Genomic DNA, 25,046 nt, shown 5'->3' with positions numbered 1-25,046 from the left:
CGCGGTCAGGCCGTTGCGCCGTCGATGATGGCAAATCCGGTGTCGATGATCTGCGCTTCACCCGGCCGTTCGGCCTGGGCAAGAAGCGCTTCGACGGCGGTTTTGCCGATGTTGAAGCGGTTCGAGCGAACGGTCGACAGTGGCTTCGGCAGCGCCTGGCCGATCTCCAGCCCGTTGAAGCCGAAGAGGGCGAGCTGCTCCGGCACGGGGATTCCGGCGCCCAGACAATGCATGAAACCACCGACCGCCATGTCGTCATTGGAGAAGACGACGGCATCAGCCACAGCGCCATCGGCCAGCAGGCCGGCCAGCGTGTCGCGGCCGGCAATCGTCGAGCTCGGACCGTCATGGCGCTTTTCGACGGAAAGCGACAGGCCGGCTTCAGACAGCGCTTCACAGAGGCCATCATATCGGGCGCGGGCGCGGCGGTCGGCGGTCCAATCGTGACCGACATAACCGATGCGGCTATAGCCGCGCCGCACCAGATGCTCGGCTGTCGCGCGACCGGCCCGGCGATGAGACAGGCCAACCGCGAGATCGATCGGCTGATTGTCGATGTCCATAAGTTCGGCAATGCGAATGCGACTGTTCTCCAGCATCCGGCGCGCAGCGTCCGTGTGTTCGAAGCCTGTGGTGATCAGCGCTGTCGGCTGCCAGGCGAGCAGCGAGGAGACGAGCTGCTGTTCCTTGCCGAGATCATAATCGGTAACGCCGATCATAGGCTGATAAGGCGTGTCGGCGAGACCGGCATGGATACCGCGCAGCACCTCGGGGAAAACGATGTTGGATAGCGAGGGCAGGATCACGCCGATGATCAGCGAGGCCGAGGAGGCGAGCGAGCCGGCCGCGCGATTGGGCACGTAGCCGAGCGTATCGATGGCGTCGAGAACGCGCTTGCGGGTTTCCTCCGCAATCGAGCCCTTGTTGCGGATGACCCGTGACACGGTGTTCTCACTGACATTCGCCAGGCGAGCCACATGAGTGAGCGTCGGCGTCTCCGGCTGCATTCGTTTCGCCTCCTCCCTTGCCGCATTGCCCAACTGGCCAAGACGGCGACACGCGATCTGCTCTTCAGAACCGTGCCAGAAACTTTATCTCAGCGCTAATATATTTCGCTTGATCGTGGCTAGAGGATGGCTGACAAAGGATGTTGCCGCTGAGATTGCGCTGGGACTGTCGGCTCCATCTCTATCACGCCTGCCCCCTATCCTCTCTGTGCTGCAGATGCCGGAAGCCTTCAGGCAGATTGTCCTCGGTGTCATCATTTTGACCATGCTTTTGATCCGTGGCTACAAAAGGAGCTTTCGCTGATGTCTCACCTTCCGTCCGTCGCCGTCGTCGGCCTCGGCTCCATGGGCCTCGGCATGGCGCGCTCGCTGGTCGGGGCCGGACACGCCGTGCGTGGCTTTGACATCAGTGCAGATGCGCTGAACGCGCTCGAGGCCGCCGGCGGCACCCCGGGCGCCAATCCGGGGGATGCTGTTGCGGGCGCCGATGTTGCCGTTATTGTGGTGGTGAACGCTGCCCAGACAGAGACCGTGCTTTTTGGGGAGAATGGTGTGGTCGCTGCCATGAAGTCCGGCGGCGTCATCATTGCCTGCGCAACGATCTCGCCGGCCGAAGCCAAGCGCTTCGCTGCCCGTGTCGAAGAGGCAGGGCTTCATTACGTCGATGGCCCGATCAGCGGCGGTTCGAAGAAGGCCGAAGCCGGCCAGTTGACCTTCATGGCCTCTGGCTCGTCCGCCGCTTTTGCGGCCGCCCGATCAGCCCTCGATGCGATGGCCGGAACGGTCTACGAACTCGGCGATCAGCCAGGCATTGGCTCCTCGTTCAAGATGGTCAACCAGCTGCTGGCGGGCGTGCACATCGCCGCTGCCTGCGAGGCGATCACCTTCGCCAAGAGCATGGACCTCGACATCTCCCGCGTCTTTGACGTCATCACCAAATCGGCCGGCAACAGCTGGATGTTCGAAAATCGCATCCCGCATGTGCTGGAAGGCGACTACACCCCGCATAGTGCTGTCGCGATCTTCACCAAGGACCTCGGCATCGTCTCGGATATTGGCCGCCAGTCGAAATTCCCCTTACCGATCGCAAGCGCCGCGCTTCAGCTCTTCATCATGACAGAGGCCGCCGGCATGGGTCGCGACGACGACAGCTCGGTGGCACGCCTGCTGGCAAAGATTGCCGGGCTGAAGCTGCCTGGTACGGAAGACGAGGACTGACATGCCGAAGTTTGCCGCCAACCTGTCGATGATGTTCAACGAGGTTCCCTTCCTTGACCGTTTCGCTGCCGCAGCCGACTGCGGTTTCACGGCCGTTGAATATCTCTTCCCGTACGATCACCCGGCCGAACTCGTCGCAGAGCGCCTGCAGGCTGCAGGCTTGGCCCAGGCGCTGTTCAACATGCCACCCGGCGACTGGGCGGCAGGCGAGCGCGGCATGGCAGCACTTCAGGGCCGCGAGGCGGATTTCGCGGCCGCATTGGACACGGCAATCGCCTATGCAAATGTGATCGGCACGCCACTGCTACACATGATGGCAGGCCTGGCACCAGCGACCGATCCGACCGCAATCGCCACCTATCGCTATAACCTGAAGCGCGCCACCGACCGCACAGGCGAAGCCGGCATTGGTCTCGTCATCGAGCCTATCAACGGTCGCGACATGACTGGCTATTTCCTCAACGACTTCAACCGCGCAATCGATTTCATCGCCGACATGGATGCGGCCCATGTGAAGCTGCAATTCGACGTCTACCACCGGCAGATCCTGCATGGGGACGTGATCACGGCCCTACGACAGATGGCACCGGTCATCGGCCATATACAGATCGCCTCTGTGCCCGCACGCCATGAACCACTCACTGGCGAGCTTGATGACCGGAGGATCTTCGCTGAGATCGATGCGATCGGCTACCAGGGCTATGTTGGCTGCGAATATCGTCCGGCTGCAGGCACCCGTGAGGGCTTGGGCTGGATAAGTACACTCTAATCTTGCGGGGAGGTCCCAGCCACTCAGTTCCTGTTCAAGTCCATTTGCAGAATCTTTCGGACGACATCCTGAGTTTCTAGGCTGGCGCGCTCGGCAAGCTCCGCAATGTCGCGAGCAACTGGCGCCCTCTGCTTCTCCCGCATTTTACGAAATAGCTCCTGTTTGAGCTGGGCATCGACGTCCCCGTAGTACTTCCATGTGGTATCGAACTGCTCATGACCGAGATTTTGACTAAGTGCCTTAACATCTCGAAAAGAGGTGGCCCATTCGTCACATAGCTTAGCGACCGTCGATCGCACTGCATGTGGCTTAAAATAGGGAACGCCAGCGGCCGCAGTTGCCTTTCGAAGGACCTCACGAACCTGCTTCTTCGAAGTCGGGACGTTGAACTCGACATTGTGGCAACCAATCCAAGGCTTAAAGGGTGTCTTTGGGAAGAGTAGAGCATCGTCCTGCGCACCCATGCTCCTTAGTGTGGCAATCCAGTCAGTAACAATGCACTCCATGTCGTCCCCAACCGGAAACCAGTCGACAACACTGGTCTTGCTAAACTTCGTATTCACCTCACGCGCGTCCTGAAAGAGCTGCTTGCAATCAATGTCGACGTGTTTGAGCCGAAGGGAGACAAGCGCGCCGTCGCGAACACCGAATAGTAAGAGCGCTGCAAGTATTGCCCGATCCCTGAGTTGGGCCGGCGTCTTACTGGGCATAACCTCCAACACCATCCTGATCTCGTCCGAACTCGGAACGAACTTCTGAGCCGCCGCTCCCGCAAGCTCTACCAGGCGTCGTGGCGAATTGAAGTGATTGTAGATCCCGGCTGTGATCGACCGCTTGTATCCATCCTGCGTGGATAGCCACATGAAGAAGGCTTTCAGGTCGCCGAAGGTGTGAACAATGGTCGAGGCAGAGAGCCCCTCTCTGCCAGCTTTTTCTGATCTGCTTATGAGCCCATCCTTGAAGTCCGCTATTATGTTGCGAGTGACAGAGCGAAAATCAACTGAACCTGTACAGCGCTCAAACTGCCAGATATGGCGCAGGATGCCGTCAATGGTTTTGAGGTGATACGCCTTTGCGTGCTTCAATTCCCCTTGGTAGAGATAAACGATAGAGGCATTTTGCTCCATTGCATTCATATGCATTTCTTCCGACTGATTGAGATTGATATAGACAGGGTGATTTCAGCCCAGCCGGGACGCAGCCCTTGGGAGAGAAGAGGTTTTGCGGCCGGTGATGCCCTCGGAATGGCGGGGGCGTTGTTGCTCTGGCGGCCTCGGAGTCAAAACCGCCAGATTGCACAAAGCCGGAGTGGACCAGCGAAACATATTAGTCTGGAGTCTTGGGTCCGGGATTGGTTTGGCGAAGTCGCTCCAAGGTCTCCAATTCCTGACGATTCATCCAACGATAGGCTCTCGATCCAGTCTCGCGGCACGCCACAGACACCGAGAAGTTCCCCTTGTCGCCAGCCGCCGAAATATCGATTACGCCCTCCAGCAGAGAGTGGTGGCGCTTACAGCTAAAGCACCTCGCCTCATGTGTTCCAAGCGGCTCACCGATTAGCTTCGCCCTGCGCTTGCGATGGAATGCATTGAGGTCCGCCCCCCGAAACAGGCGCGGTTTGGCATTGATGAACGGCAGACCAGCGGCAACCCAGTTGATGAGCGTGTTCCGACAAACATCATAGAGCTTCATGACGTCGTCATCGGCATACAACCAGTGCAGCTTTGCCTTTTGATCGCTCTGGACGTTTCGCCGCTTCTTCTTGGCAGAAACCGAGGAACTCATTGATCAGCCTCCTGGCGCGCGAGCTCGAACGAGAGGATGTCACTCATCCTCCAACGAGTAGTGCCATTCAGGATCTTTATCGGCTTCGGGAAGGCCGGATTTTGCTTGGTATGGCGCCAAACGGTCTGGATGCTGATCGCATAACGGCGCGCAACATCCTGGACAGAGAGATAGCGCTCTTCTGCGTGCGGTTGGCCGTCCCATGCGGCCTTGCTCTTACGCCGAGGATGAGCGCTTTCTGTAGAAACGGGCTGTGATATCGGCGCGCGCTCGGAGACTGCAGCAGGATTGGCGGCAGTGGCTTTGCAATAGTCTGGGGTTGTCGTCGCTACATCGCTTGATGGAGTAGCTTCGAAGGTACCAAGGCCAGAAAATAGGCCCAACTGCGGATCAGCAGACATAGGTGTCCCTTTGTTAAGGACCCCGCACGTCTTGCGCAGTGGTTGGTTAGACAATGACTCTCAAGTAGTCGAATAACGTAACGATTGGCAAGTGGGTGATTTGAATTTCTTCTGTGGAGATAGCAGGAAAATGTCTGCCAAAATGCCGTGGCGGGCTGACTGGCGGGCCGGAGCTCGGGCGCCATAATTTCCACTGCAATATCAGATATTTAGATCAGAAAGTGGCGGACAGGGTGGGATTCGAACCCACGGTACGCTTTCACGCACACACGCGTTCCAGGCGTGCGCCTTAAACCACTCGGCCACCTGTCCAGGGGGAACGCGGGAAAATCACCGCGGTTGGTCGGGCGCGATATATACCGATGAATTTCGGCGGATCAACCGAAATCTATCAGAATTTTGACATCGGCCGACAATTCCCTATCTATAGGCTCACGCGCGGCGGATTGCAGGCCGTGGCGGGCTTCAGCCGGAGACATTGGTGGTGCGGTTCCTGTTCAGGGTCTTGAGTTTGCTTGCGCTTTGCGTCGGTGTCGTGTTCGGCGTCGTCGATTCGATCGCTTCGGTTTCGGCCTCGCAGGTGATCATGACGCCGCTCTCGGAAGCCTGGATCGATGCCCATCCCGGTTCGCTGATGGCGCTGGAAGGCCTGGTCGAGACGCGGCTTGGCGATGGTGCCTGGCTTGCGCTGCGCGACGTGATCCTGCCGCAGCCGGCATCCGGCGCCTTTTTCGTTCTTTCGCTGCTGTTCTGGATGATCGGCTACAAGAAGCCTTCGCCAGCCGGGCGTTTTGCGGCCTGAGCCGCCTGCGGCTTTCTGGGTGGAGATGCGTGTTTGACGCACCCGACTGTAAGTTTCAGGCGGTCGCGACGACATAAGACTTAAGACAATGAAGCCCGGCGGAAGCAGAGGTTGCCGATCCGCCCAAGGCTGCACTGCCAACGACGTGACAGGCCCTTTGATGGCCTCAGGAGGTATAGAATGTTCCTGATCGACATGTTCAACAAGAAGACCGTGATGCCGACGGCGGAGAACGCCCTGCCCGGACGCGCCGAGCCGATCCCGACGGCGGCGACGCATTTCATTTCCGGCTTGCCGCTGAAGGGTCCCCTGCCCGAGGGCATGAAGGCCGTCTATCTCGGCATGGGCTGCTTCTGGGGTGCCGAGCGGTTGCTCTGGCAGACGCCGGGGGTCTATCTCACCGCTGCCGGCTACCAGGGCGGGATCACGCCGAACCCGACCTATCAGGAGACGGTGACCGGTCTGACCGGCCATACGGAAGTGGTGAAGGTGGTCTACGACCCGGCCAAGATATCGCTCGAGGCCCTGCTTAAGATCTTTTTCGAGGCCCATGATCCGACCCAGGGCATGCGCCAGGGCAATGATATCGGCACGACCTATCGCTCGGCGATCTATGTCGAGGACGAAGATGACATGGCGCTCGCCGTGACGGTTCGCGACCGGTTCCAGGAAGCGCTGGAGAAGGCCGGCCGCAACAGCCGGATCACCACCGAAATTGCCCATGCCGGCCCGTTCTACTATGCCGAGGACTATCACCAGCAGTATCTGGCGAAGAATCCGAACGGCTATTGCGGCCTGCGTGGGACCGGGGTGTCCTGCCCGATCTCGCCTGCTGCCTGAGAGCAGTTGCCCAAAGCAGCAGCAGAAAATCCTATTGATCTGACTGATTTTTCAGCGCCAAGCGCTGAAAAATCAGCAGGCTTGTGAATCTTTACCAGATGAAAAAAATCTGGTGAATTTTGAAGCGAGCCATGCAAGGATGAAAGCCAGCCAGGACCTCCAATAAGGAGGCGGCGGTTCCGCAGACATGTCTTTCTCATGAGGAAGGCTTGCGGGAGGACCCAACAAGATCAATAGCAACAACAGGGCTGCACAATGAAGAAAACCCTCCTCAGTCTCTTTGCCTTGGCCGCGATGTCGGCGACCGCGCTTGCGGCCGATGTCAAGCCGGCGCTGGTCTACGGCACGGGCGGCAAGTTCGACAAATCCTTCAACGAAGCCGCTTACGGCGGCGCCGAGAAGTTCAAGGCCGAGACCGGCATCGACTACCGCGATTTCGAGCCGACCAGCGACACGCAGGGCGAACAGGCCATCCGCAACTTCGCTTCGCGCGGCTTCAACCCGGTTGTCGCCGTCTCCTTCGCCTGGACCTCGGCCATCGAAAAGGTTGCCGCTGAATTCCCGGACACCCAGTTCGTGATCGTCGATGCCGTCGTCGACAAGCCGAATGTCCGTTCGGTCGTCTACAAGGAAGAGGAAGGCTCTTACCTCGTCGGCCTGCTCGCCGGCATGGCTTCGCAGACCGGCAAGGTCGGCTTCGTCGGCGGCATGGACATTCCGCTGATCCGCAAGTTCGCCTGCGGCTACGAGCAGGGCGCACGCGCTGCCAAGGCTGACATCGAAGTGTTCCAGAACATGACCGGCACCACGGGTGCTGCCTGGAACGACCCGGTTCGCGGCGGTGAGCTCACCAAGAACCAGATCGACCAGGGTGCAGACGTGATCTACGCGGCAGCCGGTGCAACCGGTCTCGGCGTTCTTCAGACCGCAGCCGACAACGGCAAGATGTCGATCGGCGTCGATTCCAACCAGAACCACCTGCATCCGGGCTCGGTTCTGACCTCGATGGTCAAGCGCGTCGACCTCGCCGTCTACAACGCCTATTCGGACGCCAAGAACGACAAGTTCACCCCCGGCCTCCAGGTTCTCGGCGTGGCTCAGGACGGTGTTGCCTATGCCCTCGACGACAACAATGCCAAGCTGATCACCGACGACATGAAGGCTGCCGTCGAGAAGGCCAAGGCCGATATCGTTGCCGGCACGGTCAAGGTCCACGACTATATGTCGGACAATTCCTGCCCGAAGTGATTTGAAATCCGGGCGCAGGACGGCTCTCTTGTCGTCTTGCGCCCTTATTGTATGTCTGGGGGACCGGAATGAGTGCAGCCAACCAGGCACCCGCGATCGAACTGATCGGCATCGACAAGAAATTCGGTGCGGTGCATGCCAACAAGAACATCAATCTGACGGTCGCCAAGGGCTCCATCCACGGCATCATCGGTGAAAACGGCGCCGGCAAATCGACGCTGATGTCGATCCTTTACGGCTTCTACCAGGCCGATCACGGATCCATCCAGATCGACGGCAAGCCAATCATCATCAAGGACAGTCAGACCGCCATCAATTCCGGGATCGGAATGGTGCACCAGCACTTCATGCTGGTCGAGAATTTCACCGTGCTCGAAAACCTGATGCTCGGCGCCGAAGGCGGCGCCCTGCTCGGCAAGGGCACGGATGCTGCGCGTGCGGCGCTGAAGAAGCTGGAAGAGGACTATGAACTGGATGTTGATCCCGACGCTGTTGTCGAGGAACTGCCGGTCGGTCTGCAGCAGCGCGTCGAAATCCTGAAAGCGCTTTATCGCGGCGCCGAGATCCTGATCCTCGACGAGCCGACGGGCGTTCTCACACCGGCGGAAGCCGACCACCTGTTCAAGATCCTCGGCGTGCTGCGCGACCAGGGCAAGACGGTCATCCTGATCACCCACAAGCTGCGCGAGATCATGGCGATCACCGACACGGTCTCCGTCATGCGCCGTGGCGAGATGGTGGCCACCCGCAAGACCGCCGAGACGACGGTCGAAGAGCTGGCCGAGCTGATGGTCGGCCGCCGCGTGCTCCTGCATGTGGAGAAGAAGCCGGCCAATCCGGGCGAGATCTTCCTCTCCGTGCGCAATCTGACGGTCAAGGACAATCGCGGCGTCGTGATGGTGGACAATGTCTCCTTCGACGTCCGCGCCGGCGAGATCGTCGGCATTGCCGGTGTGGCCGGCAATGGCCAGAGCGAGCTGCTCGAGGCGATCACGGGCATTCGCAAGCCGGTGGCCGGCGAGATCTGGATCAATGGCCAGAACGTGGCCGGGCTTGATCCGGCGGAACTGCGCGGCATCGGGGTCGCCCATATTCCGGAAGATCGCCATCACATGGGCCTGGTGCTGCCCTTCGAGGAGAGCCAGAACGCGATCCTCGGCTATCACCGCGACGAACGCTACGGCAAGGGCATGTTCTTAAGCCCGGACCTGATCCGCAAGGCGGCCGTCGAGGAGATTGAGAAGTACGACATCCGCCCGCCGAACCCGCGGCTGAAGACCGCCAATTTCTCCGGCGGCAACCAGCAGAAGATCGTCGTTGCCCGCGAGATCGAGCGCGATCCGAAGCTCTTGATCGTCGGCCAGCCGACCCGCGGCGTCGACATCGGCGCGATCGAATTCATTCACAAGCGGATCGTCGAGACGCGCGATGCCGGCAAGGCCGTGCTGCTCGTTTCCGTCGAACTCGACGAGATCCGCTCGCTTTCCGACCGCATTCTGGTGATGTTCGCCGGCAAGGTCGTCGGCGAGAAGACGCCTGACACCGGCGAACAGACACTCGGCCTAATGATGGCCGGCATTGCCGCTTGAGGATTTGATGAGCACTGCATCCGTACCCCTTCCGAATTGGATCAACTATGCGCTGCTGCCGCTGATCAACCTCCTGCTCGCCTTCCTGGTTTCGGGCCTTGTCGTCTGGATCATCGGCGAAAACCCGTGGGACGCCCTGAAGCTGATGCTGGAAGGCGCTCTCGGCAGCGGCGAAGGCATCGGTTTCACGCTGTTTTACGCGACGAACTTCATCTTCACCGGGCTTTCGGTGGCTGTCGCCTATCATGCCGGACTGTTCAACATCGGCTCCGAGGGTCAGGCCTATCTCGGTGGTCTCGGCGCAGCGCTCGCGGCACTGGCGCTTGATCATTACGTGCCGTGGTATGTGACCATGCCGTTTGCCATCATGGCAGCGGCGCTCTTCGGTGCTGCCTGGGCCTTCATCCCGGCCTGGCTGCAGGCCAAGCGCGGCAGCCATATCGTCATCACCACGATCATGTTCAACTTCATCGGCGCAGCGCTGATGGTCTATCTGCTCGTCAACGTGCTGATCGTGCCGGGCAAGATGGCGCCGGAAACCCGCACCTTCCTCGAGGGCGGACAGTTGCCGAAGCTCGACTGGCTGATCTCGATGTTCGGCGGCACGCTCGGCCCGGCCCCGTTCAACGTCTCCTTCCTGATCGCACTCGTGATGTGTGTCCTGGTCTGGGTGCTGATCTGGCGGACCAAGCTCGGCTTCGAGATGCGGACGCTTGGTATCAGCCGCTCGGCTGCCGCCTATGCCGGTATTCCCTATGTGAAGATCGTCATGATCACCATGCTGATCTCCGGCGGCCTTGCCGGCATGATGGCGTTGAACCCGGTGCTCGGCGCCTCGGCCCGACTGCAGGTGGAATTCGTCGCGGGGGCCGGCTTCGTCGGCATTGCCGTCTCGCTGATGGGACGCAACCATCCGCTCGGCATCGTGCTTGCGGCCATCCTGTTCGGCATTCTCTATCAGGGTGGCGCCTGGCTCTCCTTCGACATGCCGAACATCACCCGCGAGATGATCGTGGTCATCCAGGGTCTCGTGATCCTGTTTGCCGGCGCACTCGAATACATGTGCCGGCCGATGATCGTGCGCATCTACCAGACACTGACCAAGGCCTGAGGACGAGACCATGGAATCCTTTGACATGCTCATCAGCATCCTCGGTTCGACGATCCGTCTGTCGATCCCGCTGATCCTCGCGGCCCTTGCCGGTCTTTATTCCGAACGCGCCGGAGTCTTCGATATCGGTCTCGAGGGCAAGATGCTGGCGGCCGCCTTTGCTGCTGCCTGTGTTGCCTATCTCACCGGCTCGGCCTGGCTCGGGCTCTTCTCCGGCATCGCCGTTTCACTCGTCTTCTCGCTGATCCACGGCTTTGCCTCGATCACCAATCGCGGCAACCAGATCGTCTCGGGCGTGGCGCTAAACTTCGTCGCTGCGGGTCTGACCGTGGTGCTCGGGCAAGCCTGGTTCGGCCAGGGCGGACGCACGCCGCAGGTCTCCGGAGAAGGCCGCTTCTCGCCGATCATTCTGCCGGGTGCGGACGTGATGCGTGACGTGCCGTTCATCGGGCCGCTTTACTCGAACGTCATCTCCGGCAACAACATCCTGACCTATATGGCCTTCCTTGCCGTGCCGATCTCCTGGTGGGTGCTTTATCGCACGCGCTTTGGCCTCCGCCTGCGCGCTGTCGGTGAAAATCCCGGTGCCGTCGATACGGCGGGTATTTCGGTCACCTTCCTGCGCTACCGCGCCGTGCTGATGGCCGGGCTGCTGTGCGGCATTGCCGGGACTTATCTCGCGATCGCCCAGTCGGCGGCCTTTATCAAGGACATGTCCGCGGGCAAGGGCTTCATCGCGCTTGCAGCCCTCATCTTCGCCAAGTGGAAACCAGTGCCGGTCATGTTCGCCTGCCTCTTGTTCGGCTTCCTCGATGCACTTGCAAACTTCATGCAGGGCAAGGAGATCCCGGTCATCGGCGAAGTGCCGGTCCAGCTCTTCCAGGCCCTGCCCTATATCCTGACCTGCATTCTGCTTGCGGGCTTCATCGGTGCTGCCAACCCGCCCAAGGCCGGTGGCGTCGCCTATACCAAGGAGCGCTGATTAATGGCTCACGACCTCTTCGAAGCCGCGCGCGACGCGATGCAGTTTGCGCACGCGCCCTATTCCAAGTTCCCCGTGGGTGCAGCCATCCGTGCGGATGACGGCAAGATCTATACCGGCGCGAACATCGAGAACCTCTCGTTCCCGCAAGGCTGGTGTGCCGAGCCGACGGCGATCGGCTGCATGATCATGGGCGGCGGCAAGAAGATCATCGAAATGGCCGTGATTGCCGAGAAGCTGGCGCTTTGCCCGCCCTGCGGCGGCTGCCGGCAGAAGATCTCGGAATTCGCTTCGGCGAGCACCAAGATCTATCTCTGCGACGAGGTCGGCGTGCAGAAGACCATGACCATGGACGAGTTGCTGCCGCTCAGCTTCAAGACGGATATCCTGGGATGAAGGCAGCGGTCGATCTTCTCGTCGAGCGCCTGAACGGCCTCATGCCCCGCCACGGGATTGTTCTCGGCTCGGGCCTCGGCTCGCTCGTCAACGAGGTTCGTGACGCCGTCCGCATCCCCTATTCCGATCTGCCGGGCTTCCCGCTGAGCGGCGTTTCCGGCCACGCCGGCGAAATCGTTGCCGGCTATCTCGGGCGCACCCCCGTCATCATGCTGGCCGGGCGCATGCATTACTACGAACACGGCGATGCCAACGCCATGCGCAAGCCGATCGAAGTGCTGATGGGGATTGGCGTCAAGTCGCTGATCCTGACCAATGCGGCCGGCTCGCTACGTGAGGACATGGCACCGGGTTCGGTGATGCAGATTACCGACCACATCAACTTCTCGGGCAAGAACCCGCTGATCGGCGAGCCGAGCGACGGGCGCTTCGTCGGCATGACCTCGGCCTATGATGCCGAGCTGCAGGCATCCATGCGGGCAGCCGCGGAAGCGGAAGGCGTGCCGCTCTCGCAGGGCGTCTATATGTGGTTTTCCGGGCCGAGCTTCGAGACGCCGGCGGAGATCCGGATGGCCCGTATTCTCGGGGCAGATGCGGTCGGCATGTCGACCGTGCCGGAAGTCATTCTTGCCCGCTTCTTTGGCCTGAGGGTTGCAGCTGCGTCCGTCATCACCAATTATGGGGCTGGAATGACCGGTGGCGAACTCAGCCACGAAGAAACAAAAGACATGGCGCCGATCGGCGGCAAACGTCTGGCCAGCATCCTCAAGAGGATGCTCGGCGGAGGAAACGACATTGAATAATCCAGAACTGCGTGCCGTGGCTTCACGGGCACTTGCACTCCTCGACCTCACCAATCTGAAGGACGATTGCACCCCCGACCAGATCGTTACGCTCTGCGAGAGGGCTCAGAGCCCATTCGGCCCGACGGCTGCGATCTGCATCTGGCCGCGCTTCGTGATGCAGGCGCGCACGCTGCTCGGTCCCGATAGTCCAATCCGGATTGCCACCGTGGTGAACTTCCCCTCCGGCGAGATGAAGACCGAGGACGTGCTGGCCGAGACGCGCGATGCGGTGGCCGATGGCGCCGACGAGATCGACCTCGTCATTCCCTATCGTGCGCTTGCCAAGGGCGACGAGAAGGCCGTGACCGATATGGTGACGGCGGTGAAAGCGGCCTGCGGCCCGGCGATCCTGAAGACGATCCTCGAGACCGGGGAGCTGAAGGACATCGCGCTGATCCGCCGTGCGTCGGATCTCTCGATTGCCGCAGGGGCCGGCTTCATCAAGACCTCGACCGGCAAGGTCGGCGTCAACGCGACCCTGGAAGCCGCCGACATCATGCTGCAGGCGATCCGCGACAGCCGCAGGAAGGTGGGCTTCAAGCCCGCCGGCGGCATTTCGACCGTTGCCGATGCCGGTCACTATCTAAGGCTCGCCGATACCATCATGGGCGACGACTGGGTGATCCCCTCGACCTTCCGCTTCGGCGCTTCCGGCCTTCTCGACGACATTATCGCCGTCCTGTCCGGCGAACGATCCACGGCGGCGGCATCGGGATATTGAACCATGCTTCCTCAGGAGATCATCCGGCGCAAGCGTGACGGCAAGGCTCTCAGCGGGCAGGAAATCGCCAGCTTCATCGGGGGCCTTTCCAGGGAAACGATCTCCGAGGGACAGGTCGCGGCCTTCGCCATGGCCGTCTTCTTTCAGGGCATGAGCCCGGACGAGATCGTGGCGCTGACCCTTGCGATGCGCGATTCCGGCGATGTGCTCTCCTGGGCAGGTGTCGGCAAACCCGTGGCCGACAAGCATTCGACCGGCGGCGTGGGCGACAATGTCTCGCTGATGCTCGCACCCATCGTCGCGGCCTGCGGGCTGGCGGTGCCGATGATCTCAGGCCGAGGCCTCGGTCATACCGGCGGCACGCTCGACAAGCTGCAGTCGATCCCTGGCTATGACGTGATGCCTGACAATGTCACCTTCCGCCGGACGGTCGATCGTGCCGGCTGCGCGATCATCGGCCAGACGGGGGATCTGGCGCCGGCCGACAAGCGGCTCTATGCGATCCGCGACGTGACGGCGACGGTGGAATCCATTCCGCTGATCACCGCCTCCATCCTGTCGAAGAAGCTCGCAGCCGGCCTTGAGAGCCTGGTGCTCGACGTGAAGGTCGGCAATGGCGCCTTCATGGCGAAAGCCGAGGATGCCGAAGCCCTGGCGCGCTCGCTGGTGCGGGTGGCGAACGGCGCCGGGGTGAAGACCACGGCACTTCTGACCGACATGAACGAGCCGCTGGCCGACTGCGCGGGCAACGCGATCGAAGTGCAGAATGCGGTCGACTTCCTGAAGGGCGGCAAGAGCGGCACGCGGCTTGAAGAGGTGACGCTGGCGCTGGGCGCCGAGATGCTGGTGAATGCCGGGGTCGAAAGCGACCGGGCAGCGGCGCTGGCCAGTTGCCGGGACGCTCTGGCCTCCGGTCAGGCGGCAGAGCTCTTCGGCCAGATGGTGCGCGAACTCGGTGGCCCCTCAGACTTCATGGAGAAGGCGTCAAGCTATTTGCCGCGCGGCAAGGTCGACGTCCCGGTTCTTGCCGAGCAGGACGGTTATCTCAGCGCCTGCGACACACGTCGCCTCGGGCTGGCAGTGGTGTCCCTTGGCGGTGGCCGGCAGCGTCCGAGCGACGCGATCGATCATGGCGTGGGTCTCTCCGGCTTCAAGCCGCTGGGCACGAAGGTCGCGAAGGGTGAGCCGATCGCCTTCGTGCGGGCCAATGACAAGGTGGCCGCGGCTGAAGCCGCAAAGACAGTGGCGGAATGCTACAGCATTTCTGCTGCAAAGCCGGCTGCGACGCCGGTCATCGGTCTGCGCATCGGCGCAGAGTAAAAGCCAAGGGGTTTACTGGATCATCCGCAGGACGCGCTTTTCGGCGGTATAGGACTTGAGCTTCTGCATGAAGCTCATGCCGACGAGCGTGGAAGACAGTGCCTCGTCGCCGAGAACCACCGCATCGACGTCCCGTACGCGGATGCTGCCGATCTCGATGCGGTCGAGAACCACATGGGCGGCTTTCGTCGATCCATTGGCCGTTCTCACCTGATGCTGGAAATCGAGCGCTGCCGGGCTGAAGCCGAGGCGGCGGGCGGTGGAGACGTTGATCGCGACCAGTGAGGCGCCGGTATCGACCATGGCTTCGATGGGCTTGCCGTTGATCCTGAAGGTACCGGTATAGTGGCCATTGGGCGCCATGGTCAGCACCGTCTGGCCTGAAGGCGTCGCGGCGACGGGCTTGGCGGCGACGTCTTGCGGACCGGCTGTCTCGCGCTCGTCCAGCATCACCTGAACCTTCTCGGCGATCGTCGGCCACTGGCTGGCCGACAGAGCGAGCATCAGGACCGTGAACAGCGTGCGAGCGAACATCCGTCATCTCCGTGAGCGTTGGCGGGATGCTAGCAGCCGCGATCCGGAATTTGGATAACGCATCACGCAAAACGGCCCGAAACCGGGGTTTCGGGCCGCCAAAGCTTGCGATCTGGTTAAGAAATCACTTCGTTCCGTACATGCGGTCGCCGGCATCGCCGAGGCCTGGCATGATATAGCCTTTCTCGTTGAGATGGCTGTCGATCGAGGCGGTGAAGATCGGCACGTCCGGATGAGCGGCGTGGAAGTTCTTGATGCCCTCCGGTGCGGCGAGAAGGCAGAGGAAGCGGATGTTCTTTGCGCCGCGCTCCTTGAGCTTCTCGATGGCTGCGATCGAGGAATTGCCGGTGGCGAGCATGGGATCGACCACGATGATCAAGCGCTCGGACAGGGCTTCCGGTGCCTTGAAGTAGTATTCGACGGCCTGCAGGGTTTCATGATCGCGATAGACGCCGACATGGGCGACGCGGGCGGCCGGAACCAGCTCGAGCATGCCTTCGAGCAGACCATTGCCGGCACGCAGGATGGAAGCGAAGACCAGCTTCTTGCCTTCGAGGATCGGCGACTGCATTTCGGTCAGCGGCGTCTCGATCGTCTCCATGGTCAACTCGAGATCGCGGGTGACCTCATAGCATAGGAGCGTCGAGATTTCGCGCAGGAGCCGACGGAAGCTCGAGGTCGATGTTTCCTTGCGGCGCATGATCGTCAGCTTGTGCTGCACGAGGGGGTGATCGATGACTGTTACGCCGTCCATGGTCGAGCCTTCTTTTCTTGTTTTCTGAGGTGCTTCTATTTTCACGTTCTCTGAAGATGCCGCAAGAGCGATGCCGGTTTTTGACCGGTCTTCAACAGTTGCGGCGTCACAGGGCGGCGAGAAGCCGGGCCCTCGTCTCCTCATCGACGAAGGCGGCCTCGATCGCGGTGCGCGTCATGCCGTTGATTTCTTCATCCGTGAAGCCGAACGCGCTCGATGCCCAGTCGTATTCCTGCGCGAGCGACGTGCCGAAGAAGGGCGGATCGTCGGAATTGATGCAGACCTTTACGCCAGCATCGTGGAACTTCCGCAGCGGGTGGCTTGCGAGATCCGGAAAGACCTTGAGCGCGATGTTGGAGCCGGGGCAGACTTCGAGCACCGTGCCGAGGTCAACGAGGCGGCGCACGAGGTCGGGCTCTTCGATGGCGCGGACGCCATGGCCGATGCGGGACGGCTTCACGAGATCAAGCGCATCGGCGACGCTGAAGGCGCCACAGACTTCGCCGGCATGGATGGTGAGGCCAAGGCCTGCATCACGTGCAATATCGAAGGCGCGGGCATAGTCTGCCACACGCCCCGTGCGTTCCTCGCCGGCCATGTTGAAGCCGGTGATGAGCGGATTGCTGCTGCGGGCGGCATAGTCGGCGGCGGCAATGACACTCTCGGGACCGAAATGGCGCTCACCCGTCACGATGATGCGCGTCTCGATGCCGGTTGCGGCTTTCGCCGCTTCGATGCCGGCTGTGATGCCGGCGAGATAGGTGTCGGCGCCAAGGCCGATCCGGTCGCCATGATCGGGAGAGACGATGATTTCGCTGTAGATCGTGTCGACGGCAGCCAGTTCGCGCAGGTAGGTCTCGGTCAGCAGCGCGTAATCCTCTTCCGTGCGAAAGAGGGCGGCGACGCGGTCATAAGCCTTGATGAATTCGGCAAAGTCGTTCCAGGCATAGGTGCCGTCGCGCATGAAGGTCGCGGGATCGACGCCGTATTTCTGAGCCTGTGCAAGGGCCAGCGCCGGCGGGGCCGCACCCTCAAGATGACAGTGCAGTTCGGCCTTCTTCAGTCTTTTCGTCACAGGAAGCTCCGTCCGTGGCGGCCGGGTTCGATGCCCAAATGCGCCGCGATGGTTTCGCCGATATCGGCATAGGTGTTGCGCACACCGATGTTGCGCGAGCGCACACCGGGGCCGAAGCACATGATCGGCACACGCTCACGGGTGTGGTCAGTGCCGCGCCAGGTGGGATCGCAGCCGTGATCCGCAGTCATCAGGACCATATCGCCTTGCTTCAGCTTGCGATGCACTTCGGGAAGACGGCGATCGAAGGCCTCCAGGGCGGCGGCATAGCCCGGTACGTCGCGACGGTGGCCGAAGAGCATGTCGAAATCGACGAAATTGGTGAAGACGAGATCGCCGTCCTCGGCCTCGTCCATGACCTTCAGGGTCGCATCCATCAGCGCCATGTTGCCATTGGCCTTGATGACGCGGGAGACACCCTGATGGGCGAAGATATCGCCGATCTTGCCCACGGCATGGACCTTGCGGCCGGCCTCGACCAGCCGATCGAGCAGGGTCGGCTCCGGCGGCAGCACAGAGTAGTCGCGGCGATTGCCGGTGCGCTCGAAGGTCTGGACCGTTTCGCCGATGAAGGGGCGGGCAATGACGCGGCCGATGTTCAGCGGGTCCAGAAGCTTGCGGACGATCTGGCAGAGTTCGAGCAGGCGGTCGAGACCGAAATGGGTTTCATGGGCTGCGATCTGGAAGACGGAGTCGCTCGAGGTGTAACAGATCGGCTTGCCGGTGCGGATGTGCTCTTCGCCGAAGCGGGCGATCACCTCGGTGCCCGAGGCGTGGCAGTTGCCAAGAATGCCCGGGAGGTTTGCTTCCCGACAGATTGCTTCGACCAGATCGGCTGGAAAAGCCTCGTCGCCCTCCGGGAAATAGCCCCAGTCGAACATGACGGGCGTGCCGGCAATTTCCCAATGGCCCGAGGGCGTGTCCTTGCCGTGCGAGACTTCGCTTGCGGCGCCATGCAGCCCGAAGACCCGCTCCGGGATTGGCATGCCATCGGGAACCTTGCCGGTCGCGAGTTTGGCTGCGGCCAGAAGGCCAAGGGCGGACATATTGGGCAGGGCAAGCGGTCCCTGGCGCAGGCCCTTGCGGTCTCCAGCGCCAGCAGCACAGAATTCGGCGATGTGGCCGAGGGTATCCGAACCGTCATCACCATAGGACGGCGCGTCGGGCGCACCGCCGATGCCGAAGGAATCAAGAACGAAGAGGAAAGCGCGTGCCATGTGGAACCCACGGCCGGGTCTGGTTTGTTCTTGTGCCGGCCTTCGCCAGCATCCTTAGCGCCTGTCCGATGCCTTGGCAAACCTGCTCAGCAATCCGAGCAGGTGACCTCGGTGCCGAGGCGCTGGCGGAAATAGAATTCGCGGCCAATCGTCAGGCTCTTGGCTTCCGAACCAGTCATGCCCGGCAGGTACATCATCAGTTCATGCGTGACGCTGAGTTCGCTGCGGATGAGGAAGGTGTCGGCCACCAGCATGTCGGCGGGGACCGGCGCATCGCTGCCAACCGCATAGGGTGCAAGCCCCGTGGTGGACCAGGACCAAGCGACCTTGGCCGATTTGGAGGAGTCGATCCGGATCGCGCTCACATTGATGAGCAGATTATTGGACGCATAGGGAACGAAAATCGCCCCCGTAACGTCGGACATCGTCGCCAGGAACGTCTTGTTGACATTCTCCTGGCGGGCGACGAGATCGGCGATCGTGCTGCTCGCCATCGAGGTCTTCTTGGCAACGCTCAGACCCATCGTCAGCTCGAAGGCCATGAGATAGATAACGATCAGCATCGGCGCGACGATGGCAAATTCGACGCCGCCCACGCCCTGCCGGTCGTGCACAAGACGCTTCAACGTGCGGCGGGCTGCGGCTGCGCCCTGCTTGAAACGGGCCAGGCTCTGGGTCAGCACGGACATATCTCCACCCCGGGCGCTCATGGATAGTTCTCGTTCTGGAAGGCTGTTGTCGCAACGATGAGGAAGTCAGACGGCATGGAGCCGTCGGCGGGCCTGATCGTCGTGATGAAGGGGCGCACGAGGTCGGTGATCACCTGCCAACGATAATAGGCGCGCAGCATGTTGATCGAGGACGGTCCGCCGGGCGTGAACTTGAAGCTCGTCGGGTCGATGTCAGAATAGGCTGCCGTCGACTTGCGCGGGATCGTCTTCGGGATCGCGGCAAAACTCGTGAAGGTTCTTGCGTCGATGTACAGCTTGTTCGGCGTCGCGATTTCCTCTTCCGAGCACTGGATCATGATGTTCACCTCCTCGCAGAACGCCCTGCGAAACTTGGTGATGTCCATGTCCGTCGTCGAACGGTTGAGGTTGTAGGTGATCTGGCCGGTGCGCAGCTCTCGGCCGAGCGTATTGACGGCATTGGTGACCAATTGCTCGGCTGCAAAGGCGACGAAGGTCTCGATGATCGCGAAGACGATCAGGAAATAGGGCACTGCGAGGATCGCGAACTCGATGGCGGCTGCGCCATCGCTGGACCGCGCAAGTTTCCGCCAAAGACGGAAGCGCGGTCTGCGGACACGTTCGTTGCGGTGGTTGAGATCATTCGCCTGGCTGGTCATAGCCTTATCCATCCCCAAAGATGAGGAGAAGCTACGGCCGAAATATTGATATTCCGTTTCCCAAATCTTTACAGTTTGTCGATCCGGCTGAAGTCTATGGTCACACTCTTACGGAGACCCGCCTGTCTTGGCGTGTTCTTCGCAGTTCGGCGTGCAGGACAGAACGGTTCGCGCCGTGGACTTGAAGACGCGGACGGTGCTGGATTCATCGATCGAAACGAGGATGCGTTCATCAACGATCGCATTGCCGTCTGCATCCAGCAGAACAAGGTTGGTGGTGCCGTAAGCGCGGCCGGTCAGTACGATCGTCTTCGAATCCGCGACTGTGGCGTCTGCGACGTCGGCATTGCCAACGATGACCTTGCTGACCGGGCGATCGAGCTTCAGCACGCGTGCGCTATTCATATAGACACGCAGGATGCCGCCGTCTTCTTCCGCATGCACTGCAGGCGCAGGCGAGACCATGGCGAAGGCCAGGCTCAGGGCGGCAGCGGCGGCGAAACGACGGTCGGACATGGACGTGCCTTTGATATACGCGCGTGAAGAGGTGTCGAGAGGATGCCGGCTTTTGGTGAATGAAGCGTTAAGCCGGACAGGGCCTCACTTAAGCGATCGGAGTCGGCGAAACCCGCCCACAATTTCCGCCTGGCATTGCGGGCCTTGAAGGGTCTGCGCGTGCCATATCGATACGGAAATACCGGCGGAATTGTTAACTCGCGCCGGTCTTCGGCAACCAGGCGATGTCGATGCCTGGCTGGAAAGACTGGCGCTAGCGGGAAAAGCCCGAAGTGCTGGGGCATAGGCTCGGTTTTTACGGACTGCATCCAGCATTCATTTACCACACTGCAGGCTAACGCGGTTTCACGATCTGCTAACCGTTTTTCTTAAGCCGATGGCAATAGGCCGGCACGTAGGTTGGCGACATCCGAGCAACGGCAAACAGTTGCCGGCAGTGCTGATCAACCTCGCGGAGTAGGAGAATTAACATGACCAAGCTTTTCGCACGTTTCATCAAGGACGAGTCCGGCGCAACCGCCATCGAATACGGCCTGATCGCCGCCCTCATCTCGGTCGCCCTCATCACCGGTGCGACGACGCTGGGTGGCGCTCTGAACAACACCTTCCAGAGCATTGGTACCGAAATGAACGGTGCAGGCACTGCAGCCGCTAACGCTGGCAACTAATAAGATTTGCAGGCGTGGCGCCGAAACCGCCGCACTGGAGGCCGCTCTTAACCGGGCGGCCTTTCTGCATGCATGCACAGCGTGCCCCTGAACCAAGGTTTGTTTCCGGAATCTCAACACAAATTCAGTATGCAGGCTGACGAGGAGTAGCAGCCATGTATTCAGCGATCGTCTTTCTTGTTCTTCCAGCCTGCCTCGTCATGGCAGCTCTCACAGACTTCTTGGAGATGACGATCCCGAACTGGATCTGCCTCCTGCTGGTCGGCGCTTTCGTCGTCATTACTCCCTTCAGCGGCTTGTCGGCCATCGCGCTTGGCTGGCACTTGGCGGCCGCCATGCTGGTGTTCATCGGGTGTTTCGGTCTTTTCGCGCTGAACGTCATGGGCGGCGGTGATGCCAAGCTGCTGACCGCGGCCGCGCTGTGGTTCGGTTTCAACCCTTCTCTGTTTACGTTTCTCGTGTTCACGGGTTACCTCGGCGGCGCCTTGACCATCCTGGTCCTTCTCTTGCGCGCCAATTGGGACAAGCTCGCCACGGTGGGTGTCAGGCTGCCGCAGACCCTGATGGTCGCCAAGAAGATTCCCTACGCAATCGCCATCGGCGCTGCCGGATTAATCGCCTATCCCAGCTCCCCGCTTGTGGTCGCAGCCATTCAGAGCAGCAACTAGACGCGCACAGAAACCTTACGTTAACTACGATTGTAAGCGGCTCATTAACCATAAGTACACCAATTCCTGATCAATCTTTCCGGCAGAACCTATTGCGTCGCCCGAGGATCGATCATGAAACCCGCCCGTCTCATCATACTCGCTGTCGCCGTCGTGGCTGCCGGTATGGCCGGTCTCCTCGCCATGCGGCTGAGCGGCAACAAGACCGTCGTCGTCCAGGATGCCGTGATCGAGAAGGCTCCGACCGTCGACGTTCTGGTCTCTGCCAAGAACTTGCCGGTCGGTGCGAGGCTCGATGAAACCTCCATGCGCTGGATGCCTTGGCCGGAAGGCAGCATCGTCGATGGCTTCATTACATCCTCAACGCGACCCGATGCACTGACCGAGCTCACTGGCGTCGTCGTGCGCCTGCCTGTCTTTGAAGGTGAGCCGCTGCGGCGCGAAAAGATCGCCGATTCCTCGTCCCGCATCCTTTCGGCGCTGCTGCCATCGGGCAAGCGTGCCGTGTCGACCGAGATCTCGGTTGCAACCGGCGCCGGCGGCTTCATCCTGCCGAACGACCGTGTCGACGTGATCATGGTCCGCAAGGGCGATGAAGACAATTTTCTGACCGAGACCGTCCTGTCCAATGTCCGTGTCCTGGCGATCGACCAGCAGATCGAGGAAGCGCCCGACGGCTCCAAATCCGTGATCGGCACGACCGCGACGCTGGAACTGACGCCGGAGCAGACGAAGGTGATCACCGTCGCGCAACAGATGGCCGATCGTCTGTCTCTTGCCCTTCGTTCGGTCGCGGACGCCCAGGAGGAAGACACCTCTGCTGCCGATCATTTGCTGAGCGGCGGAGACGGTCAGCCGACCATTCAGGTCATCAAGTCCGGCGAGGTCGTCAAATCGAATTCCTCGACCGCCAATTCCATGCAGTGAGTGGGGACGCACCGTGGCCAGCCTGACGCATAAACTTCGAGTTTCCCTGACCGGCGGCATCGCCTTCGCCATGGTGATGAGCGGAGCCCCGATCACGCTTTCAAAGCACGGGTCCGAGATGCCGGCTGCTCAAGCAGCACAGGAAACGGTCATGCGGATCACCAATTCCGGACCTGGCGCGCGTCGAACGGTTAAACTTGGCCTCAACAAGGCTCTCGTCGTTGATCTGCCCGCTGACGCACACGACATTCTTGTCGCCGATCCTTCCATGGCAGATGCGGTTACCCGCTCTTCACGCCGGATCTATCTCTTCGGCAAAACCGTCGGACAGACCAACATCTTCATCTTTGGCTCAGACGGCCAGGAGATCGTCAGCCTCGATATCGAGATTGAGCGTGATATTGCAGGACTTGAAGCGAACCTGCGTCGCTTCATTCCACAATCGGATATCAAGATCGAGATCGTCTCGGACAACATTGTGCTGACGGGCACCGTCCGGACGCCACAGGATGCGGCGCGCGCCGAAAACCTTGCCGAGGCGTTCCTCAAGGGCGGTGAAGCGACGACGCGCAACACGACCGCTTCAGGTGGGGACAACGGCGGCGATGTCGCCATCTACGCCGAAGAGCGGCAGACGTCCCAGATCGTCAATCTTTTGACCATCGAAGGCGAAGATCAGGTTACGCTCAAGGTCACCGTTGCTGAAGTCAGCCGGCAGGTGCTGAAGCAGCTCGGCTTCTCGGGCAGCATTTCGGACGGTTCGACCGGGATCAGCTATGCCAACCCGTCCAACCTCGGAAATGCGATCGATCCGACCGGAACGGCGACGCTTTCGGCAGGCATCGGTGGCCTTGGTATCAACACCTATATCAATGCGATGGAACAGGCCGGTGTCATGCGCACGCTGGCCGAGCCCAGCCTGACCGCAATTTCCGGCGAGCCCGCCAAATTCTATGTCGGTGGCGAGTTCAGGCTCGCGGGCCCTCAGGAAGTCACAAGTGACGAAGAAAGCACATCCATCCAGCGCACGACACAGAGCGTTGACTATGGCATCGAGCTGAATTTCCGCCCCGTCGTTCTGGCACCGGGCCGCATCAGCCTGCAGATCGAGACGAATGTCTCCGAGCCCACCTGGGAAAGCGCGCAGGTTACAGGCAACATCTTGAATCAGATTCCAGGATCGACATTCATGTCGATCCGCAAGCGCGAAGCCTCGACCACAGTCGAGCTGCCATCCGGTGGTTCGATCGTCATTGCGGGTCTCGTGCAGGACAATATCCGTCAGGCGATGTCCGGCCTGCCTGGCCTCTCCAAGGTGCCGGTCTTGGGTACCCTGTTCCGCAGCAAGGATTTCCAGCGCAACGAGACCGAACTCGTCATCATTGCGACGCCCTATCTGGTGCGGCCGGTGGCGCGCGGTGCCCTCTCCCGGCCGGATGACAATTTCAACCCCGAGAACGACGGCGCGACCTTCTTCCTGAACAAGGTGAACAAGGTCTATGGCCGCCGCGAAAACAGCGAACCGACCGGCCATTATCATGGCGCGGTAGGCTTCATCTACAAGTGAACGGCGCGAGGATCGTGATGAAACACTCGGCACGTCAAGTCAGGGAAAGTCGGCCAGCCATGGCATCCGCACGTCAGTCATTCCAGCGTCTCGTCCTGTCCGGCATCGTTCTTGGAACTGTTGCCGTGCTTTCCGGCTGCGGCAGCATGAAGGACCAGATGTCCACCTCGGCAATTCCGGACGATTATCGCACGCGCCATCCGATCATGCTGAGCGAAGTGGAGCACACGCTTGATGTGCCGATCGCGTCCGGCGACCGCAGGCTGACGGTGAGCGTCCAGGATTCGATCGCAGGCTTTGCGGCGGACTACCTTTCGGCCTCGACTGGCACGATCCAGATCATGGTGCCTCACGGCGCGCCGAATTCGGGGGCTGCATCGGTCATGCGCAAGCAGATCCGCCAGGTGCTGACCGCACGCGGCGTGCCTTCGAACCGGATCATCGAGACCTCCTATCAGGCGGACCCGAACAGCAATGCCGCACCCGTGCGGATCAGCTATGTGGCCATCACGGCCATGACCAATCCTTGCGGCGAGTGGCCTGAAGATCTGCAGGACAACACTTTCAGCAACAAGAACTACCACAATTTCGGCTGCGCGACGCAGAGCAATCTCGCCGCTCAGATTGCCAATCCGATGGATCTCGTGACCCCGCGTGACATGGCGCCGATCGATGCGACCCGACGGTCGACCGTCATCGGCCTCTATCGCAAGGGCAGCGACACCTCCACGAACTGAT

The 25,046-nt window shown here is 60.9% G+C and carries 28 protein-coding genes and 1 tRNA gene; 17 read left to right on the top strand and 12 right to left on the bottom strand.

Going from position 1 to position 25,046, the window contains the following annotated elements; translation table 11 throughout:
* Window positions 1–5: 5 nt before the first annotated feature.
* Window positions 6–1,007, bottom strand: coding sequence for a LacI family DNA-binding transcriptional regulator (locus M1E12_RS20345; RefSeq protein WP_479563070.1), 1,002 nt, complete (start codon window positions 1,005–1,007; stop codon window positions 6–8).
* Between the two features lie 303 nt (window positions 1,008–1,310).
* On the opposite strand from M1E12_RS20345, the gene ltnD reads away from it, so the two are divergent.
* Window positions 1,311–2,225, top strand: a complete 915-nt coding sequence (gene ltnD, locus M1E12_RS20340; protein WP_479563069.1) for an L-threonate dehydrogenase — start codon at window positions 1,311–1,313, stop codon at window positions 2,223–2,225.
* Window position 2,226: 1 nt separating this feature from the next.
* The gene (gene otnI / locus M1E12_RS20335; RefSeq protein ID WP_479563068.1) at window positions 2,227–2,994 is read left to right on the top strand and encodes a 2-oxo-tetronate isomerase; all 768 of its coding nucleotides are present in this window, start codon (window positions 2,227–2,229) and stop codon (window positions 2,992–2,994) included.
* Window positions 2,995–3,017: 23 nt separating this feature from the next.
* Here otnI and M1E12_RS20330 read toward each other — a convergent pair whose 3' ends face one another.
* The 4 genes from M1E12_RS20330 to M1E12_RS20315 form a co-directional block, all read right to left on the bottom strand.
* Window positions 3,018–4,130, bottom strand: a complete 1,113-nt coding sequence (locus M1E12_RS20330; RefSeq protein ID WP_479563067.1) for a tyrosine-type recombinase/integrase — start codon at window positions 4,128–4,130, stop codon at window positions 3,018–3,020.
* Window positions 4,131–4,320: 190 nt separating this feature from the next.
* Window positions 4,321–4,779 (bottom strand): hypothetical protein, encoded by a 459-nt coding sequence (locus M1E12_RS20325; RefSeq protein WP_479563066.1) that lies wholly within the window; start codon window positions 4,777–4,779, stop codon window positions 4,321–4,323.
* Window positions 4,776–5,180, bottom strand: coding sequence for a helix-turn-helix transcriptional regulator (locus M1E12_RS20320; RefSeq protein WP_479563065.1), 405 nt, complete (start codon window positions 5,178–5,180; stop codon window positions 4,776–4,778). The genes M1E12_RS20325 and M1E12_RS20320 overlap by 4 nt, the downstream gene beginning before the upstream one ends.
* Before the next feature lie 222 nt (window positions 5,181–5,402).
* Window positions 5,403–5,492 (bottom strand) — tRNA-Ser (locus M1E12_RS20315).
* A 172-nt stretch (window positions 5,493–5,664) separates the two neighbouring features.
* Between M1E12_RS20315 and M1E12_RS20310 the strand changes: the two genes are divergently transcribed.
* The 10 genes from M1E12_RS20310 (at window position 5,665) to deoA (ending at window position 15,034) form a co-directional block, all read left to right on the top strand.
* The gene (locus M1E12_RS20310; RefSeq protein ID WP_246035034.1) at window positions 5,665–5,982 is read left to right on the top strand and encodes a hypothetical protein; all 318 of its coding nucleotides are present in this window, start codon (window positions 5,665–5,667) and stop codon (window positions 5,980–5,982) included.
* A 180-nt stretch (window positions 5,983–6,162) separates the two neighbouring features.
* Complete coding sequence (msrA, locus tag M1E12_RS20305; RefSeq protein WP_479563064.1) at window positions 6,163–6,822, top strand: peptide-methionine (S)-S-oxide reductase MsrA; 660 nt, start codon at window positions 6,163–6,165, stop codon at window positions 6,820–6,822.
* A 255-nt stretch (window positions 6,823–7,077) separates the two neighbouring features.
* On the top strand, window positions 7,078–8,070 hold the full coding sequence (locus tag M1E12_RS20300) for a BMP family lipoprotein (RefSeq protein ID WP_479563063.1): 993 nt from the start codon (window positions 7,078–7,080) through the stop codon (window positions 8,068–8,070).
* A 68-nt stretch (window positions 8,071–8,138) separates the two neighbouring features.
* The gene (locus tag M1E12_RS20295) at window positions 8,139–9,659 is read left to right on the top strand and encodes an ABC transporter ATP-binding protein (RefSeq protein ID WP_113458220.1); all 1,521 of its coding nucleotides are present in this window, start codon (window positions 8,139–8,141) and stop codon (window positions 9,657–9,659) included.
* 7 nt (window positions 9,660–9,666) lie between these two features.
* Window positions 9,667–10,770: an ABC transporter permease gene (locus M1E12_RS20290; RefSeq protein ID WP_113458219.1), complete on the top strand. Its 1,104-nt coding sequence runs from the start codon at window positions 9,667–9,669 to the stop codon at window positions 10,768–10,770.
* Between the two features lie 10 nt (window positions 10,771–10,780).
* Window positions 10,781–11,752 (top strand): ABC transporter permease, encoded by a 972-nt coding sequence (locus M1E12_RS20285; protein ID WP_113458218.1) that lies wholly within the window; start codon window positions 10,781–10,783, stop codon window positions 11,750–11,752.
* Between the two features lie 3 nt (window positions 11,753–11,755).
* A complete protein-coding gene (locus tag M1E12_RS20280; protein ID WP_113458217.1) occupies window positions 11,756–12,148 on the top strand; it encodes a cytidine deaminase in 393 nt (130 codons plus the stop codon).
* Window positions 12,145–12,951 carry a purine-nucleoside phosphorylase gene (locus M1E12_RS20275; RefSeq protein ID WP_136539961.1) on the top strand — a complete coding sequence of 269 codons (807 nt, stop codon included), beginning with the start codon at window positions 12,145–12,147 and terminating at the stop codon, window positions 12,949–12,951. Before M1E12_RS20280 ends, M1E12_RS20275 begins: the two co-directional genes overlap by 4 nt.
* Window positions 12,944–13,714: a deoxyribose-phosphate aldolase gene (deoC, locus tag M1E12_RS20270; RefSeq protein WP_479563062.1), complete on the top strand. Its 771-nt coding sequence runs from the start codon at window positions 12,944–12,946 to the stop codon at window positions 13,712–13,714. Before M1E12_RS20275 ends, deoC begins: the two co-directional genes overlap by 8 nt.
* Window positions 13,715–13,717: 3 nt before the next feature.
* Entirely contained in the window at window positions 13,718–15,034 is a 1,317-nt protein-coding gene (deoA, locus tag M1E12_RS20265; protein ID WP_479563061.1) for a thymidine phosphorylase, read from the top strand.
* Between the two features lie 12 nt (window positions 15,035–15,046).
* Here the strand turns inward: deoA and M1E12_RS20260 are convergent, their stop codons facing one another.
* The 7 genes from M1E12_RS20260 to M1E12_RS20230 form a co-directional block, all read right to left on the bottom strand.
* Window positions 15,047–15,568, bottom strand: a complete 522-nt coding sequence (locus M1E12_RS20260; RefSeq protein ID WP_479563060.1) for a TIGR02281 family clan AA aspartic protease — start codon at window positions 15,566–15,568, stop codon at window positions 15,047–15,049.
* Between the two features lie 124 nt (window positions 15,569–15,692).
* Entirely contained in the window at window positions 15,693–16,322 is a 630-nt protein-coding gene (gene upp / locus M1E12_RS20255) for a uracil phosphoribosyltransferase (RefSeq protein ID WP_113458212.1), read from the bottom strand.
* Between the two features lie 106 nt (window positions 16,323–16,428).
* Window positions 16,429–17,397, bottom strand: a complete 969-nt coding sequence (locus M1E12_RS20250; RefSeq protein WP_479563059.1) for an adenosine deaminase — start codon at window positions 17,395–17,397, stop codon at window positions 16,429–16,431.
* The gene (locus M1E12_RS20245) at window positions 17,394–18,614 is read right to left on the bottom strand and encodes a phosphopentomutase (protein WP_479563058.1); all 1,221 of its coding nucleotides are present in this window, start codon (window positions 18,612–18,614) and stop codon (window positions 17,394–17,396) included. Before M1E12_RS20245 ends, M1E12_RS20250 begins: the two co-directional genes overlap by 4 nt.
* Before the next feature lie 86 nt (window positions 18,615–18,700).
* Window positions 18,701–19,303, bottom strand: a complete 603-nt coding sequence (locus tag M1E12_RS20240) for a TadE/TadG family type IV pilus assembly protein (protein WP_479564930.1) — start codon at window positions 19,301–19,303, stop codon at window positions 18,701–18,703.
* 17 nt (window positions 19,304–19,320) lie between these two features.
* On the bottom strand, window positions 19,321–19,962 hold the full coding sequence (locus M1E12_RS20235) for a TadE/TadG family type IV pilus assembly protein (RefSeq protein ID WP_479563057.1): 642 nt from the start codon (window positions 19,960–19,962) through the stop codon (window positions 19,321–19,323).
* Between the two features lie 108 nt (window positions 19,963–20,070).
* Window positions 20,071–20,427, bottom strand: a complete 357-nt coding sequence (locus M1E12_RS20230) for a pilus assembly protein N-terminal domain-containing protein (RefSeq protein WP_113458289.1) — start codon at window positions 20,425–20,427, stop codon at window positions 20,071–20,073.
* A 521-nt stretch (window positions 20,428–20,948) separates the two neighbouring features.
* Between M1E12_RS20230 and M1E12_RS20225 the strand changes: the two genes are divergently transcribed.
* The 5 genes from M1E12_RS20225 (at window position 20,949) to M1E12_RS20205 (ending at window position 25,045) form a co-directional block, all read left to right on the top strand.
* Window positions 20,949–21,146, top strand: a complete 198-nt coding sequence (locus tag M1E12_RS20225; protein WP_136539945.1) for a Flp family type IVb pilin — start codon at window positions 20,949–20,951, stop codon at window positions 21,144–21,146.
* 155 nt (window positions 21,147–21,301) lie between these two features.
* Window positions 21,302–21,814: an A24 family peptidase gene (locus M1E12_RS20220; RefSeq protein ID WP_479563056.1), complete on the top strand. Its 513-nt coding sequence runs from the start codon at window positions 21,302–21,304 to the stop codon at window positions 21,812–21,814.
* 114 nt (window positions 21,815–21,928) lie between these two features.
* Window positions 21,929–22,741 (top strand): Flp pilus assembly protein CpaB, encoded by an 813-nt coding sequence (gene cpaB / locus M1E12_RS20215; RefSeq protein ID WP_113458205.1) that lies wholly within the window; start codon window positions 21,929–21,931, stop codon window positions 22,739–22,741.
* Window positions 22,742–22,754: 13 nt separating this feature from the next.
* Complete coding sequence (locus M1E12_RS20210) at window positions 22,755–24,308, top strand: type II and III secretion system protein family protein (protein ID WP_479563055.1); 1,554 nt, start codon at window positions 22,755–22,757, stop codon at window positions 24,306–24,308.
* Between the two features lie 59 nt (window positions 24,309–24,367).
* Complete coding sequence (locus M1E12_RS20205; protein ID WP_479563054.1) at window positions 24,368–25,045, top strand: CpaD family pilus assembly protein; 678 nt, start codon at window positions 24,368–24,370, stop codon at window positions 25,043–25,045.
* Window position 25,046 lies beyond the last annotated feature (1 nt).

The sequence above is a fragment of the Rhizobium sp. K33 genome (assembly GCF_056501445.1).
Note: the sequence above shows the minus strand (reverse complement) of the source record. Positions and strands in the feature narration are given on the sequence as shown.

Bases quoted from the DNA above. Each gene is read 5' to 3' on its own strand.
- M1E12_RS20345 (WP_479563070.1), bottom strand. From the start codon at position 1,007: ATGCAGCCGGAGACGCCGACGCTCACTCATGTGGCTCGCCTGGCGAAT.
- ltnD (WP_479563069.1), top strand. From the start codon at position 1,311: ATGTCTCACCTTCCGTCCGTCGCCGTCGTCGGCCTCGGCTCCATGGGC.
- otnI (WP_479563068.1), top strand. From the start codon at position 2,227: ATGCCGAAGTTTGCCGCCAACCTGTCGATGATGTTCAACGAGGTTCCC.
- M1E12_RS20330 (WP_479563067.1), bottom strand. From the start codon at position 4,130: ATGAATGCAATGGAGCAAAATGCCTCTATCGTTTATCTCTACCAAGGG.
- M1E12_RS20325 (WP_479563066.1), bottom strand. From the start codon at position 4,779: ATGAGTTCCTCGGTTTCTGCCAAGAAGAAGCGGCGAAACGTCCAGAGC.
- M1E12_RS20320 (WP_479563065.1), bottom strand. From the start codon at position 5,180: ATGTCTGCTGATCCGCAGTTGGGCCTATTTTCTGGCCTTGGTACCTTC.
- msrA (WP_479563064.1), top strand. From the start codon at position 6,163: ATGTTCCTGATCGACATGTTCAACAAGAAGACCGTGATGCCGACGGCG.
- M1E12_RS20300 (WP_479563063.1), top strand. From the start codon at position 7,078: ATGAAGAAAACCCTCCTCAGTCTCTTTGCCTTGGCCGCGATGTCGGCG.
- M1E12_RS20295 (WP_113458220.1), top strand. From the start codon at position 8,139: ATGAGTGCAGCCAACCAGGCACCCGCGATCGAACTGATCGGCATCGAC.
- M1E12_RS20290 (WP_113458219.1), top strand. From the start codon at position 9,667: ATGAGCACTGCATCCGTACCCCTTCCGAATTGGATCAACTATGCGCTG.
- M1E12_RS20285 (WP_113458218.1), top strand. From the start codon at position 10,781: ATGGAATCCTTTGACATGCTCATCAGCATCCTCGGTTCGACGATCCGT.
- M1E12_RS20280 (WP_113458217.1), top strand. From the start codon at position 11,756: ATGGCTCACGACCTCTTCGAAGCCGCGCGCGACGCGATGCAGTTTGCG.
- M1E12_RS20275 (WP_136539961.1), top strand. From the start codon at position 12,145: ATGAAGGCAGCGGTCGATCTTCTCGTCGAGCGCCTGAACGGCCTCATG.
- deoA (WP_479563061.1), top strand. From the start codon at position 13,718: ATGCTTCCTCAGGAGATCATCCGGCGCAAGCGTGACGGCAAGGCTCTC.
- M1E12_RS20260 (WP_479563060.1), bottom strand. From the start codon at position 15,568: ATGTTCGCTCGCACGCTGTTCACGGTCCTGATGCTCGCTCTGTCGGCC.
- upp (WP_113458212.1), bottom strand. From the start codon at position 16,322: ATGGACGGCGTAACAGTCATCGATCACCCCCTCGTGCAGCACAAGCTG.
- M1E12_RS20245 (WP_479563058.1), bottom strand. From the start codon at position 18,614: ATGGCACGCGCTTTCCTCTTCGTTCTTGATTCCTTCGGCATCGGCGGT.
- M1E12_RS20240 (WP_479564930.1), bottom strand. From the start codon at position 19,303: ATGTCCGTGCTGACCCAGAGCCTGGCCCGTTTCAAGCAGGGCGCAGCC.
- M1E12_RS20235 (WP_479563057.1), bottom strand. From the start codon at position 19,962: ATGACCAGCCAGGCGAATGATCTCAACCACCGCAACGAACGTGTCCGC.
- M1E12_RS20230 (WP_113458289.1), bottom strand. From the start codon at position 20,427: ATGGTCTCGCCTGCGCCTGCAGTGCATGCGGAAGAAGACGGCGGCATC.
- M1E12_RS20225 (WP_136539945.1), top strand. From the start codon at position 20,949: ATGACCAAGCTTTTCGCACGTTTCATCAAGGACGAGTCCGGCGCAACC.
- M1E12_RS20220 (WP_479563056.1), top strand. From the start codon at position 21,302: ATGTATTCAGCGATCGTCTTTCTTGTTCTTCCAGCCTGCCTCGTCATG.
- cpaB (WP_113458205.1), top strand. From the start codon at position 21,929: ATGAAACCCGCCCGTCTCATCATACTCGCTGTCGCCGTCGTGGCTGCC.
- M1E12_RS20205 (WP_479563054.1), top strand. From the start codon at position 24,368: ATGGCATCCGCACGTCAGTCATTCCAGCGTCTCGTCCTGTCCGGCATC.